Annotated in this window: 18 protein-coding genes and 1 pseudogene; 4 read left to right on the forward strand and 15 right to left on the reverse strand. The window is 60.9% G+C overall.

Annotated features, from left to right (window positions below):
• Nucleotides 1-11 precede the first annotated feature (11 nt).
• The 3 genes and pseudogenes from C1I89_RS34145 to C1I89_RS34590 form a co-directional block, all read right to left on the reverse strand.
• Nucleotides 12-311, reverse strand: coding sequence for a hypothetical protein (locus C1I89_RS34145; RefSeq protein ID WP_033045758.1), 300 nt, complete (start codon nt 309-311; stop codon nt 12-14).
• Entirely contained in the window at nt 308-1,507 is a 1,200-nt protein-coding gene (locus C1I89_RS22065) for a tyrosine-type recombinase/integrase (RefSeq protein WP_028240170.1), read from the reverse strand. Before C1I89_RS22065 ends, C1I89_RS34145 begins: the two co-directional genes overlap by 4 nt.
• A 266-nt stretch (nt 1,508-1,773) precedes the next feature.
• Nucleotides 1,774-1,884: pseudogene (locus C1I89_RS34590) on the reverse strand.
• Between the two features lie 108 nt (nt 1,885-1,992).
• On the opposite strand from C1I89_RS34590, the gene C1I89_RS34595 reads away from it, so the two are divergent.
• The 4 genes from C1I89_RS34595 (at nt 1,993) to C1I89_RS22075 (ending at nt 3,210) form a co-directional block, all read left to right on the forward strand.
• On the forward strand, nt 1,993-2,151 hold the full coding sequence (locus tag C1I89_RS34595) for a hypothetical protein (protein WP_181391023.1): 159 nt from the start codon (nt 1,993-1,995) through the stop codon (nt 2,149-2,151).
• 71 nt (nt 2,152-2,222) lie between these two features.
• Nucleotides 2,223-2,669, forward strand: a complete 447-nt coding sequence (locus C1I89_RS22070) for an SOS response-associated peptidase (protein ID WP_258231496.1) — start codon at nt 2,223-2,225, stop codon at nt 2,667-2,669.
• A complete protein-coding gene (locus C1I89_RS35370; protein ID WP_258231497.1) occupies nt 2,666-2,866 on the forward strand; it encodes an SOS response-associated peptidase family protein in 201 nt (66 codons plus the stop codon). Before C1I89_RS22070 ends, C1I89_RS35370 begins: the two co-directional genes overlap by 4 nt.
• 38 nt (nt 2,867-2,904) lie before the next feature.
• Nucleotides 2,905-3,210 (forward strand): hypothetical protein, encoded by a 306-nt coding sequence (locus C1I89_RS22075; protein WP_102774630.1) that lies wholly within the window; start codon nt 2,905-2,907, stop codon nt 3,208-3,210.
• A 13-nt stretch (nt 3,211-3,223) separates the two neighbouring features.
• Here the strand turns inward: C1I89_RS22075 and C1I89_RS22080 are convergent, their stop codons facing one another.
• The 12 genes from C1I89_RS22080 to C1I89_RS22135 form a co-directional block, all read right to left on the reverse strand.
• A complete protein-coding gene (locus C1I89_RS22080) occupies nt 3,224-3,544 on the reverse strand; it encodes a hypothetical protein (RefSeq protein ID WP_146196927.1) in 321 nt (106 codons plus the stop codon).
• 50 nt (nt 3,545-3,594) lie between these two features.
• On the reverse strand, nt 3,595-3,867 hold the full coding sequence (locus tag C1I89_RS34150; protein ID WP_146196928.1) for a hypothetical protein: 273 nt from the start codon (nt 3,865-3,867) through the stop codon (nt 3,595-3,597).
• 198 nt (nt 3,868-4,065) lie between these two features.
• Nucleotides 4,066-4,572, reverse strand: a complete 507-nt coding sequence (locus C1I89_RS34155) for a hypothetical protein (protein WP_146196929.1) — start codon at nt 4,570-4,572, stop codon at nt 4,066-4,068.
• Nucleotides 4,569-5,099, reverse strand: a complete 531-nt coding sequence (locus tag C1I89_RS22095) for a hypothetical protein (protein WP_102774634.1) — start codon at nt 5,097-5,099, stop codon at nt 4,569-4,571. The genes C1I89_RS34155 and C1I89_RS22095 overlap by 4 nt, the downstream gene beginning before the upstream one ends.
• Entirely contained in the window at nt 5,096-5,395 is a 300-nt protein-coding gene (locus tag C1I89_RS22100) for a phage holin family protein (RefSeq protein WP_102774635.1), read from the reverse strand. Before C1I89_RS22100 ends, C1I89_RS22095 begins: the two co-directional genes overlap by 4 nt.
• Before the next feature lies 1 nt (nt 5,396).
• Nucleotides 5,397-5,744 carry a putative holin gene (locus C1I89_RS22105; protein WP_102774636.1) on the reverse strand — a complete coding sequence of 116 codons (348 nt, stop codon included), beginning with the start codon at nt 5,742-5,744 and terminating at the stop codon, nt 5,397-5,399.
• A 55-nt stretch (nt 5,745-5,799) separates the two neighbouring features.
• Nucleotides 5,800-6,465 carry a hypothetical protein gene (locus C1I89_RS22110; RefSeq protein ID WP_146196930.1) on the reverse strand — a complete coding sequence of 222 codons (666 nt, stop codon included), beginning with the start codon at nt 6,463-6,465 and terminating at the stop codon, nt 5,800-5,802.
• A complete protein-coding gene (locus C1I89_RS22115; protein WP_102774638.1) occupies nt 6,465-6,755 on the reverse strand; it encodes a hypothetical protein in 291 nt (96 codons plus the stop codon). The genes C1I89_RS22110 and C1I89_RS22115 overlap by 1 nt, the downstream gene beginning before the upstream one ends.
• On the reverse strand, nt 6,755-10,030 hold the full coding sequence (locus tag C1I89_RS22120) for a host specificity protein J (protein ID WP_258231498.1): 3,276 nt from the start codon (nt 10,028-10,030) through the stop codon (nt 6,755-6,757). The genes C1I89_RS22115 and C1I89_RS22120 overlap by 1 nt, the downstream gene beginning before the upstream one ends.
• A gap of 170 nt (nt 10,031-10,200) precedes the next feature.
• Complete coding sequence (locus C1I89_RS22125; RefSeq protein WP_102774640.1) at nt 10,201-10,806, reverse strand: tail assembly protein; 606 nt, start codon at nt 10,804-10,806, stop codon at nt 10,201-10,203.
• A 3-nt stretch (nt 10,807-10,809) separates the two neighbouring features.
• The gene (locus C1I89_RS22130) at nt 10,810-11,583 is read right to left on the reverse strand and encodes a C40 family peptidase (RefSeq protein WP_102774641.1); all 774 of its coding nucleotides are present in this window, start codon (nt 11,581-11,583) and stop codon (nt 10,810-10,812) included.
• A gap of 2 nt (nt 11,584-11,585) precedes the next feature.
• The gene (locus C1I89_RS22135) at nt 11,586-12,314 is read right to left on the reverse strand and encodes a phage minor tail protein L (protein ID WP_102774642.1); all 729 of its coding nucleotides are present in this window, start codon (nt 12,312-12,314) and stop codon (nt 11,586-11,588) included.
• Between the last annotated feature and the right edge of the window lie 6 nt (nt 12,315-12,320).

Below are 12,320 nucleotides of genomic sequence, written 5' to 3' on the forward strand. Positions count from 1 at the left end.
CGACCTCCAAACTATACCCGAAACGGGCATACTTTTCCAGTCTCCGGTGTAGCACCTAGATAGAAGGGATGGCCCGCCCGATTGTCGTGACGCCGGCACGACAATCGGAGCCGACTGGACGGGATGCCGGCCACCGATCCGCGGGCATCCTTGACCGAAATCAGCAGCGCATAGGCCGACCACGGCAGCGTGAAGACCTTGGCCAGCTCGGCGAGGCCGAATTTCCCAGACACTGTCTCGGAAATTGCGGAACGGGGATAGTCGGCCGCCAAGGCAGCGGGGGGCGCCACCGAAAGCGTCCTCTTGCTCATGCCGTGGCCTCCGCAGGGCGCCGCGCGCCCGTGATGGCCTGCCGCCGACTCGCCACCAGTTCGGCAGCATCCCGCACCGGCTTGTCCTCGGTGTGGACGTAGTGCATGAACATCGCCACGGTCTTGTGGCCCGTCAGCTTCATGCCTACCTTGGTCGGCACTCCCGAATTGGCAATGTCGGTCGTGGAGCGGTGGCGGATGCCGTGCGTGCCGACGTGTGGGACGCCGGCTGCCTTGAGCACCCGGCACCATCCGCCATAGTGCTCGCCAAAGGTCAGGTGCTTGGTCGGGTCGTTGGGCGAAGGCAGGACGTAGGGGCAACCTTCTCGGCGCGGTGCCGTCGAGAACAGTCGATAGGCTTCCGCGCTCATGGGCTTGGAGAGGCCGCCGGTCTTGCTGTCGGGCCAGACCACGCGCCGGTTCTCCAGATCGACCCAATCCCATTCAAGCATGCAGATTTCGGAGCGGCGGCCGGCGAACTCGAATTGCAGGCGAATCGCCAGCGGGATGACGTAGTTCTCCAGTCCTTCCGCCTCCAGCTTCTCCAACTGGCGGAAGATCAGCGCCAGTTCGTCGTCCACGATGAGCCGGGTTTCCTCGCCGGGCGGGTACATCGGGACGTGGCGGCACGGGTTCGTGCCGTCCGGGCGGTAGCCCCACACTTCGGCCAGGTTGAACATCTTGCGCAGCACGCCGAAGGCGTTGTTCGCCTCGGCGGGCTTGTAGGCCAGTTTCTCCATCAGCCCGGCAATGTCGGGCCGCTTCACGTCCTGCACCTTCTTGCGGCCGATCAGCGGGACGATGCAGCGGTCGATGACGGCCTGATAGCCGCGCTGCGTGCTCGGCTTGTTGCGCTTCTTGGAGTAGTCCTCCATGAACTTCTTGCACAGCGCTTCGACCGTGGGCGCCTTGCGCGCCTCGGCCTTGGCGCCGCCGGGGTCGCCGCCTCGGCGAACCTCGGCCAGCCAGTCCTGCGCCATGACGCGGGCCTGCTCCACGGTCAGTTCCCCGAACAGGCCCAGCGAGGGCTTGCGGGGCTGCCCGGAGTTCGTGCGGTACTGGAGCATGAACACCCGACGGCCCTTCGGGGTAATCTTGCAGAGGAAACCCGGCACCACGGTATCCCGTAGTTCGATGTCCTTGGCCTGGGGTTGCGCCGACTCTACGGCGGTCTTGGTGAGCTTGATCTTCGCCATGATGACTCCTTGGAACGACCCGAATTCCAAGAGCCAGATAGGAGCGGCGCGAGGGAAAACCGGGTCAAGTTTCAGAAAGCACCGGCATATGATGGACGCGCGTAAGTCCTTGATAAACCTGCTTCATCGAGCTACGGCGCAGTCCAGCGAAGTACCGGGCTGGAGTCATCGTCAAACAAAAAACCCGCCACGGCGATGTGTGCGGGTTTTCTATGGTTACTGCAATCCGGATTTGCGGGATTTGCAGCGACGCGGTTTGCTTTCGGTGGTGGGTGCTACAGGGGTCGAACCTGTGACCTACGCCTTGTAAGGGGGTAATCCTACATTGCAAATCAAAGACTTAGGGTAAAAACCAACCAAAAATACCAACCACACCCGAAATTCCGCATTTCTTGCGTTCGCGCCACACCTCCATATTAAAGGAAGCCGGCGTTCAGTCCGAGATTGCCGCTTGAGCCGCATCCGAGCGGCCACAATGGGTTAGCGTGTCCGACATGGAACCTTGGCCATTCGACACAATCACCCCCGAGCAATTTAGCCTGCTGACTGAACAGGAGAAGGAGCGCCTAGAGGTCGCGCTACTGATCTACCTTGACGAGGTGCGCCTACAACGCCTCAAGGGTGAGGTTCCTGTGCAGGACTGATCCTATACTGGCCCTTCCCCTTCTTCCTGGAGGTGCCTATGTGCGGTCGCATTGTCCAGAAGTCAGGCCCTATGGATTACGTCGAGCGCCTGTTCCCCAATCCGCGCCTGATCTTTGCCGATTCCGCAGGACCGCGCTACAACATCCCGCCCGGCACGCATCCGATGGCAATGCATCGCCTGGCCGACGACTTCGAGCTGGAGCGCCTACACTGGGGCTGGCGCCCGCACAATTCGAAGTACTTCATGTCAAGCGCGCGGCTGGACAAGATCCTCGCCGGCGCCTGGCCCTGGAAGATGCTCACCGCGCGCGGCCGCATCCTGGTGCCGGCGGACTGCTGGTATGAATGGAAGCCCCTGGCCGATGGGCCGAAGCCGCCCAAGCAGCCCTACTACATCCACGCGACCGACAATGCACCGCTGTTCTTCGCAGCCCTTAGCAACTGGCGCCCCGGCGCCGACAAGGACGAAGCCCACGGCTTTGCTCTCGTCACCAATGACTCTCCCTGGGCGGCATGATCGACGTTCACGACCGGCGGCCGGTAGCGCTGCCGGCCGACCTCGCCATCCACTGGGTGGACCCGGAGGTTCCCACTGCCCAGGCGCTTGCGCTGCTGGAGCATGGCCTGCCGGAAACGGCGTTCACCTGGCACCCGGTGCGCAAAGAAGTGGGCAATTCCAAGTACCAGCTCGCCAACGCAATCGACCCCATTTAAAGCGGAATATACTGGATATACAACCAGTGTTTTCCGCTATGCCGTTCAAAGAGCCCCTGACCGCCGACCAGCTACGCACCATCCGCCTGCGTCAGCCGTGGAACCCCGATGTGATCGCCCTGCTGTGGGAGATCAAGCGGCTACGCTCGGTCCTGCTACGCCTGCACCAGGTCTCCGGCGATCTGAAGCGGCCCGCAAGCCTCATGGGCGAGATCTACGACGACCTGATGGAGGGCTTGGCCGCCGAACCCTGTGTGATTGAGCGCGACCAGATGACGGCCGAGCTGCTGGAGCAACCGCGCAAGCTGCGCAAGGGTATGGCGCTGCGGTCACGCAGCAGGTAATCAATTCATGCCCTCATTTGAGGGTGATGGAGATGTGCGACTCGAAAACTTTATAGAGCGCAAAAGCGCCACCGATCAAAGCTCCGCCAACCACAAAAAGAGCTTTCACCCAGCGGATCGACTTTTCGACGTCCGAGACTTTACCTTCCACTTTTTCGAGAGAACTGGCCACACGTCCTTGCTTTTCGTCCATGCGCCCGTGGCGCTCGGCCAACTCGCCTAACCGGGTGTCAATAGAATCCAACTTTTGCCAGATGAATTGCGAGTAATCACCTCGCATTATTCCTGGGTCCGAGACGACGTTAGATGATGAGTCGTCTGCTGTATCAATCATTCGCGAGGCGTCCGACCTCCGGCGTTCTGATGCGCCCTTTACCGCCATGATCACTCCATCCGAAGTCGCAACCATTCCCACAAATCGGTAGGTGCCCGTCCGCTGTAGCTAGAGACGGGCAAGACTAGTCCACTTGAAATAAAGGGATCACCCCGCATGCCAAGCTTTTCGGCTAGTTCTCGAGAGATGCCATCATAGACAACGAACCACTTATCGTTCGCCAACTTGTAGATCATGCCTTCATCAGGGATGACCTCCGGCAATCGTTCGGCAACGGCGCTTGGCTTCGACAGCGCTGTAACAAAGTAGACTTGGTGGGCCATTATCAAAGTTCCGTGATCAGCTCAATTCGGCGATCGAGGGGGAATATAGCATGTCCCCTTTTTACCCTATCGCCAAGATAGCGCTAGAAAAGTGGCTTGCTCTCTGGATCGCCGAGCTTCCGTTCTACCACAGCAACGTGCATGCCTACATCACGCACATGGGGGTTGGTTCGCGAAATCCCAAGCACCCCACTCGCTTTACCGCGCATCACGCAGACTATGAATGTACCCTTGCAGGCCGTTCACTTGGTCAGCCCATCCTGCACCATCTTTTCCCACCTCGCCAAGTCGGCGTCCAAGGCGTTGAGCTCGGTCAAGACACTCTCCAAATAGGCCGATCCAGTCGGGACTGGCGCCATCAGGTCCGCCGCCGGCGTAGGATGCCTCGGCGTCCCGGGCGGCAAGCTGCTTGCGCAGCCTCCCAACGCGAGCAAAAGCGGCGTCACGATCACGCTCAGCCTTGGCCAACTTGGATTCGGTTTGCTGCCGCGCCAGGACGGCGCCGCGGAACTGGGCATCAGCACGGTCTTTTTCCTCCTGCCAGGCGCGCTCGATAGCAGCCTGGCGCTTCTCGATTTCTGCCTGGCGCGCGTCACCGCCGGCCTGGTATTGGCTGGAGCCGTACCAGCGCACACAGAGTGCGGCGCCCACCACCAGGGCGACGACGATCAGATAGGGAAGCGCGGCACGCACCAGCGGTTTCATCGGGTCACCTCGGCCAGGGCCTGGGCATAGTTGCGGCCCCACTTGGCGCGAAGCTCCGCGCGCTGGGCGGGCGTGCCGCGGTCGTAAGCACCGGGCCGCCAGGTGCGCAGATACAACCGCCAGGCGCCCTCTTCGTCACCCACAAGCGGCAGCCGGCCCGGGTCGCTCCACAGCAGCAGACGAGCCAGGCCTGCCGCCAGCACGTCGTCATGCTCGATGGCATCCCAGATTGCGGCATCGCGCGCGGGCACACCTCGGACCTGGTAGAGGTGCGCCGCCGCGGCGCTCGTAGCCGCGTGCAGCCGAACGCCATGTACCATGCCGCCTCCCCGCTCCGCCTGCCAGAAGCTCTTGGCAGGGCCAGTCGGTCGCGGCGGGCTGCCGACCAGTTGGCGGCGGTCCACCAAGCGACTTTCTTGCAGACCGGTAGCTAGCAGCTGGACGCGCGCCGAAGGCGTGTCCATCTTGGCCGGAAGCAGCGCCAGCGCGGGGTTGATAGCCCCTGCGATAATCTCTTTCAGCGTCATGAATTGATCCTCACAATGCACGCCACGTTCCCCTGGGCGCGATAGACCAACACGGCGATCAGCACCGCCACAACCGCCTGCCAGACCGTCACCGGCTCGTGCCGCAGAAGAACATCCAGGGCTTGCCCGCCCGTGCCCACAATGAGCAGGTAGGCCAGCCAGGACATCCCGCGGCGAAACCGGGCGCCCTTCCGGCGATACAGCAGCAGCCGCGCCGCCGACGCGAAATTCGCCACCACAAACAAAAGGGCCACCAGATGCTGGTGGCCCATGCTGATCATTTCGGCAGGTTGCATATCAGCCCCCTTTCTTGAAGACCGCGGTGAAATCGAACGTCTTGATGCGCTCGATTGCCGCCAGAGCGATAGTCACGACCAGCGCCGCCGCACCGAAGGCCGCGATGGCGGTTTCCTTGATCGGCGTCAGCGCCACCACGTCCGGCGCGGCCAGGTAGCCGATCACGAAAGAGATAGCCCAGTAGATGCCGCGCGACAGCAAGCCACCCTCCTTGCGCGACACGACGAAAAGCGACGCCCCGGCAAACGCCCCGATGAGAGCATTGCCATCTATCCCAGGCAGCAGGCCGGCGAGCGTCACGCCCGCGGCTGCTGCCGCCACAACACCTGTGCTTGCAGGTTCTGCCATCTATCTAAACTCCAAGAAATATGCCCGCGCGACGTGGGCGAGATCGACGGCGGCCTTAGAGCCAACCGGTCACGTCAATGAACGAGACGGGGCACGCCCCGGCGTAGCTGGTGAAAACGTTCGCGAAGAGCGGTGCCCAGCCGAAGAACCGCATTCCATACTCGGGAAATGCAACGTGAAGGCCGTTGGATCTAGCGTAGATGTGCTCCAGGCAGAGAAAACATGACCAGCCGCCACCTGCCTGCGGCATGCAGTCGTACCCCTGTCGAGTGAACGACACGTTGTACGCATACTTCGACGCCGGCAGCCCCGCGTAGTCCCATCCATCCCGATACGCCTGGCGATAGGCATCGAAGTAGTTGGGCAGGTCGATGGTTTGCAGCACGTCCATGGGCCTTGCCGTGCTCATGAAAATGTGCGTCCCGTCTTGTGCCCAGATATCAATCGGCCCCCCGGTCTGCCAAGGCCGATCAAATACGTAGTACTCGCATTGGCCGCGAAATCGATAGAGCACTTCGTTCCCGTTGCGGGCCATGGCGACGACGCCGCCAAACTCGGATACGGGACGAAAGAAGAGAACGGGGTCAATGCAATTCACAAAGATATTGTTGTAGCGGTCCGCACCGGTGACCCCAGAGTACCGAAGGAACATGTTCACGTTCCGGCTATCAACGATCAGATTTCCAGCTTCGTTGTACAAAACTACAGCTGCATCAGCCATTAACGAACTCCGTAAAGGATCTTGGCATTAACGCGCCCGTTGGGCTGGCCCGGGACGAACCGCCAGGAGATCGTGCCCCCTGAGCGAGCGATCATTGGGGCGTTCCCGGACCCGTAATCGCCCAGCGCCTGAACCGCGATCCAGCCATCGGGACCGGCAAGCTCGGGGACGTAGATGCTGCCGTCGCTGGTCCCGGTCCAGACTGCGCCGAGCTGGCGGGCAATGCGGGTGCTGAAGTTGATCAGCATTCGCCCTTGGTCGTCCCAGACTTGGAGAGGAGCGATTGCCATCAGTCGCCTCCAAATCGTGCGCCCAGCACGCCATTGGGGTAGTAGTACCTCATCCCCTTGTTGTTGATCTCCGTGCGCGAACCGTCAGCCCCCTGCCCGTTGAACTCGGCCGATCCAGTCCGAAAATTCAAGCGCAGAAGCGGCCGCCCTCCAAACCCCGTGGCGTCGGAATCCAGGTAATCCGTAAACTTGGCGGCACCGATCGAGGCATTACGGACAAGCAGGTCGTTGATGAAAACCTGGCCGCCGACGATGGCGAAGGGCAACGCAACCTGATCGCCGTTGGGGTGAAGCACCGCGAAACGGTCCGCAGCAACAATTACCTGCGACTCCCTTACGCCACCGCTGTTCTCGACGCCCACGCCGATACCCGCAATCCAGTTCTTTCCCCCAGATGAGGTCTGAACCTTGATGCTCCACATGGCCGCCAATTTCCCGTCGGTCTGCGCGATGGCCTGGCTGGTTTCCTCCACCCCAGCGAATGCTTGATTGGCTCTATCAAGCGCGCCGCCAGCCTTGTCGAGTGCGCCATCAGCCCGCACGGACACGTCATCAACAGACGCCTGTACAGAGGTGACGCGCTTCCCCAACGAGCCCACCTCATCTGCTCGGGTCAGCGCCTCCTCCTTAATCAACGCCGTGTTTTCGCCGACCTTTGCACTTACCGTGGCAATGGTCTGCGCCATCTCAGCGTTTTGCTCTTTCCTGGTGATCTCCTCCTGCTCAATGCGTGTTTCCAATACAGGCACTTTCTGAATAGGGGCTAAAACATTCTGAGCCAGTTCAGTTTCGGTAATCTTGCCCTTGAGGTACTCCAGAATTTCCCAGGCATCCGAGCTTGCCTGCCCGACCGCCCCGTTTCCGGCCGGATACCGCACACCGGCGACGCCGTTGCGATCACGCAGGATCGCCCAGAAGTAAAGGCGAGCGCCCGCGGACAGTCCCATCAACGTGGCACTGTCTTGCGGAAACGCATAGTCTCCAAGCTTCTGCGCCGCCTCGAAAGACGGCGACGTTCCGTACCAAATCTCGGTCCGCTCGATGATCGAAGGCCCGGCCGGAAAGCCCCACTTCAACTGGATAGCGAAGACGAGCGATTTAGCCGTCAAGCTGGTGACCGTCGGCGGTGGCGCAAGAATGCCATCCAGCTGCGTCTGGGCCGAGGAAGCCCAAATAGACGTTACGTCTAGGGCGTTCACAGCTCTCACGCGGCAAATGAATGCGCCCGCGTATATGTTGGGCACCTCGATGCTGGTGGAGCCTGTTCGGGGAAGATTCACCCACTCCGAATTGTCGCGACGCCACTGCACCTCGTACGCCACCGCGCTGTCGGCCCGCTCCCAGGTGAACACCGCCGTATGGCTGGCGAAACCCTGGCTGATCACCGGATAGGAGGTAATCGTCACGCCCGTCGGAGGGGGCTGCACGCCGGGTGGAATGACACTGACGGGCGGCGGGTCCAGTCTCGTGCCAAAGTCGACGTTGTTGAATTTTCCGGGTTCGTGCTGGATGGCAGCGATTTCCGCTATCAGGCCATCAGTCTGCCTTACGCGCTGGACCCGGAAGCGTTGGGCCGAAAGCGCCTCGGACTCCAAGGTCCATACGCACTCGGCCTCCGGAACCTCCGAGTAGGGGGCAGTCACCGTCAAAATGAGAACAGTGCCGGGCAAGCCCACCATATCCGCAGTGAGCTCCGTGGAATCCACCGTGAATGTGGTCATGTCCGCCGTCACGCCCTGGCCGACAGCAGTACTGATAATCCGAGTCTCAGAAACGCCGCTAGGCAAATTAATGGTCAGCCGATCGCCAGGACGGACGCCCAATTCCGCATCGACGGTTATTTGCGCAGCAGTGGCCGACCGAACGCGACCGCCGATGCGGCGGCCCGCGAGATTGGGGTCCGCCACGCGGATAATGCTTCCAGGTCGCACGCGGCACGAATCCAGACCCACGGAGAACGACACCGAACGCGTTTCCATCCGCGATGTGAGCAGCAACCACTTACCCACCCGGTTGGCTTGGCCACGAGAGGTGCACCCGAATGCGCTGACCTCGACCTTCTTCAGGCCGTAGCGGGCCAGCGCTTCGCGGTCTTCGACGTACTCAACCTTCTGGCGCCCCATGTCGGAAAGGTCATTCCACGAAACGAGCGCGACTGTGTGACGCGTATTCAGCGCCGATCCAACATAGGTGAACCGGCCGTCAATGACGTTGCCTGCGGTAAAGGTGTAGACGGGATCACCCGGCATATCAGCCACCGCCACCACCGAACCGCTGGCCCAGTACGCCATGCCGCGGAATACCGACGCCAGATCTTGCATCACGCGGAAGGCGTCGGCGGCCGACTGGAGATAGCAGTTGCAGGTAAAACGCGGCTCCTGACCACCAAAACCGTCAGGGACCAGTTCATCGCAGTAGCGGCCGATCTGATAGAGACTCCACTTGTCCAGCCACCCCGCAGGGATTCGGCTGCCCAGCCCGTATCTGTCGTTGGAGATCAGGTCGAAAAATATCCATGCCGGGTTGTCCGTCCAGGCCAGCTTGAACGTGCCGTCCCAGGTGCCCACATAGACACGCGAATTGGGGTCGTAATTGGAAGGGACGCGAATGATGCGGCCCTTCCAGTCATACGCTCGGGTCGGTATCCGCTGGTATCGCGACGCGTCAATCTTGAGGCCGACAACTGCCGACATCGGATATCGCAGCTTCGCGTCAATCACCTCCGAATACGAATCCACAAGCGTACGATCTGCGATCGTGTTGCTATTGGCGTTCGGGGTCAGCCGGGCGACTCGCACAGACCATCCCTGCCGAGCTCTCGGCAGGTCGACCCGATGCGACCGCGGGTAGCGCTGCGTCGTCTTCCCGTCCGCCGCGCTAGAAAGCACAACCTGATAGGCGCCTCCATCCGTGCTGAGTTCAATCTGATACTCAACGCGATAACCGCCAATGCCCTTGCTTTCACTGGCCTCAGATAGCCCTTCGAATGCGAGATTCACCCGCACCGCCGACAACTGCAGATTGCTCAGCGTCTGCACCCAGGGTGTGCCAAACCGCAGCTCGAGATTGACCGAAGTGGTGCTTTCCGCCGCGGGAAACCCCGGAAGCGGATCTTGAGTTTGCGTGCCGGGCCGGAAATCAATCTCGATGTCTGGAACATTCAGCGTTCCGTCGGCATTCGCCACGGGCGTGCCGTCCAAGTAAACGTCGCGCAACGCCTCATTCAAGCCATGGGCCGGCCCAAAGACCTCTCCTTCTGAGATCAGGTCGATCACCCGCGCATAGGAAGTTCCATGGAGACTGTCGGGTGCTTCCTTAGGGCTTCGGCCTCCACCACCGCCTTTCCCGCCTCCGTAGCCGACGACCGAAACGCGCGGTCGCTGAGTGCCTCCGGAAACAAAAAGGGCGCCCGAAGGCGCCCCAGTGGCTGGAATGTGCTGCAACCTCATACCTGATCCTCTGCGTAGATTCCCGCCGAAATCACCGCGCTACCAACGATCATCCGGCCATACAAAAGCGGCACAGGATTGCCTTGTGCCATCGTGTTGACCGGTCCGTTGAAGTTGTACGAAGCGCCGTTATCCGGCCCGTCCTTTGCGCTTAATCCGCGCTGCTGTGCCGATAACATTTGCGATACCCCGCCCAGCCCAAGAGATACCCCGAGCGAGAACGCCAGGGTGCCAGCGGTCAAGTTTGAGGTAATCGCCAAACCTGCAAAGGGTGCGTAGAACGACACCGCGACTAGAGCCGCTCCCAAGATCGTTTGGAACAGACCGCCTCGTTTGGCCCCGGCCGGAACCGGAGCGATACGGATCACATCCGCACCAGTCGGCGATCGAAGTTCTTCTTCGGAAATGTTGCGCTTTCCGACCAAACACGCATATCGCACCCCTTTCGCTTCGCTATCGGCCAGCGCCCTCTCAAAACCAGGCAGCACGACACACAATGCCCGAATTGCTTCTGCAGTGCTGCCGACGGCCAATTGATGGAACCGGCCAAACTGAGTGCCGAGCCATCCGTAAAGTCGAATGTTTCGCAGCCTTTCGCTCATCGCTTACCCCTGATAACGCAGCACCAGCCGCGTCGCCTCTTGCCAATAGCCCCCGTACACGACCCGTTCGGAATCACGCCCATACAGGTGGTGCAGCATTGCGTTGGGGACGGGGAACAAGTCCTGCGCTTCTTGCAAAGCTTTATCACCCATGAAAAATCCGGCGTGGTTGACTCGGTCGGATCGAATCTGCATCAGCACCACGTCTCCGAACCGGATACCCTCGCCGATGGCCAACGGACGAAACCCAGCCTCTGCAAAGTGGTCCATGTATAGGTTCCCCGTTCGACCCGGCTCCCACCAACCGTCCTCCCGCGGAAAGTCAGGCAACACAATGCCGAGCTCCCGCGAGAATGCGTCCCGAATCAAGCTGTAGCAGTCCAGCACGCCATGTGCGAAAGGACGACCGAGCAGCGGCGCCACATACCCCTCCGGCGCAAATCCCAACACTTCCTCGGCCGCCGGCGCGCCGCTGGCGTCTTGGGTCACCGCAACTATGAACCAGGGCAAGCCTGTGGCCTCGCATGCCACCCGATCAGCCTCGCTGGGCGTGGCAGGCATATCCGGGTGGGAATGGACAATCGCAGTGATGCGCCCAGCCTCTTCGGCGTCGGCGTAGTCCGCTGGGTCCATCACGAAATGATCCGAACCCGTTGCCAGGTTCTTACAGCGACGATAGGTTTCAATATCGCCAATTTGCACCACCAGGCCGCAGCACTCGCGTGGGTACTCAGCCACCGCGTGCGCCCGGATGGCTGCCAATGTTCTCTTACGCATGATTAGCCCCTGATGCGATCCGCCGAAGGAAAGCCACCGAAATTGACCGTTTCGTATTCGCCGAAACGCTTCTTGCAGTCAGAAAGCAAACCCGAGCAGCGATCCAAGGCAGGATCGGAAACCGGATTTCCTTCTATGTCGAACATGCGCGCCCCTGTATAGCCGCAGTACGTTCCACGGTAGCCACCGATACTCAGCCAACCGCAAACGCCGGCAATAATCTGGCGGGCCGGCAACATCTGCCCGGTAAAGTCCAGTGCGCTTGATAGCTCGAACTCGACAGTTTCTTTGGTTTCACCCGTCTTCTGTTGCACGATCCAGATATCGTCCTGGAAATGCTCATCGGGCGACGCCGTTGGATTACCCTCTGGAAAGTTCCGCGCGTCCAGGTACTTTCCCAAGGTACGACGCACCACCACCCGAGCCCCAACCAAATCGTCAAGAGCAAGGCACAGCGCCGAAATCACCCCACCCAATGGCGTTCCATCTTCTTGCATTCCGACGTTTCCAACCCTCAGCTTAGGCGTTGGCTGCTCACCCTCTCCGGTAAGCTCGAGCCCTTCTGCCTCGATCGCCCAGGGGTCATACCGATTCCCCTGCCACCAGATAGGACCGGCTTGGGCGTAACCGTGAAAGCGCAAGGTCGCCCCGCCGATGTTGCTCGCATCCAGTTCGAAAAGTCGAACGACTGCCCCTACCTCAAGTTTCTGGACGTCTGCGTTGATTCCCATCCTCGA

Source organism: Achromobacter pulmonis, from assembly GCF_002885955.2.
GTDB classification, from domain to species: domain Bacteria; phylum Pseudomonadota; class Gammaproteobacteria; order Burkholderiales; family Burkholderiaceae_B; genus Achromobacter; species Achromobacter pulmonis_A.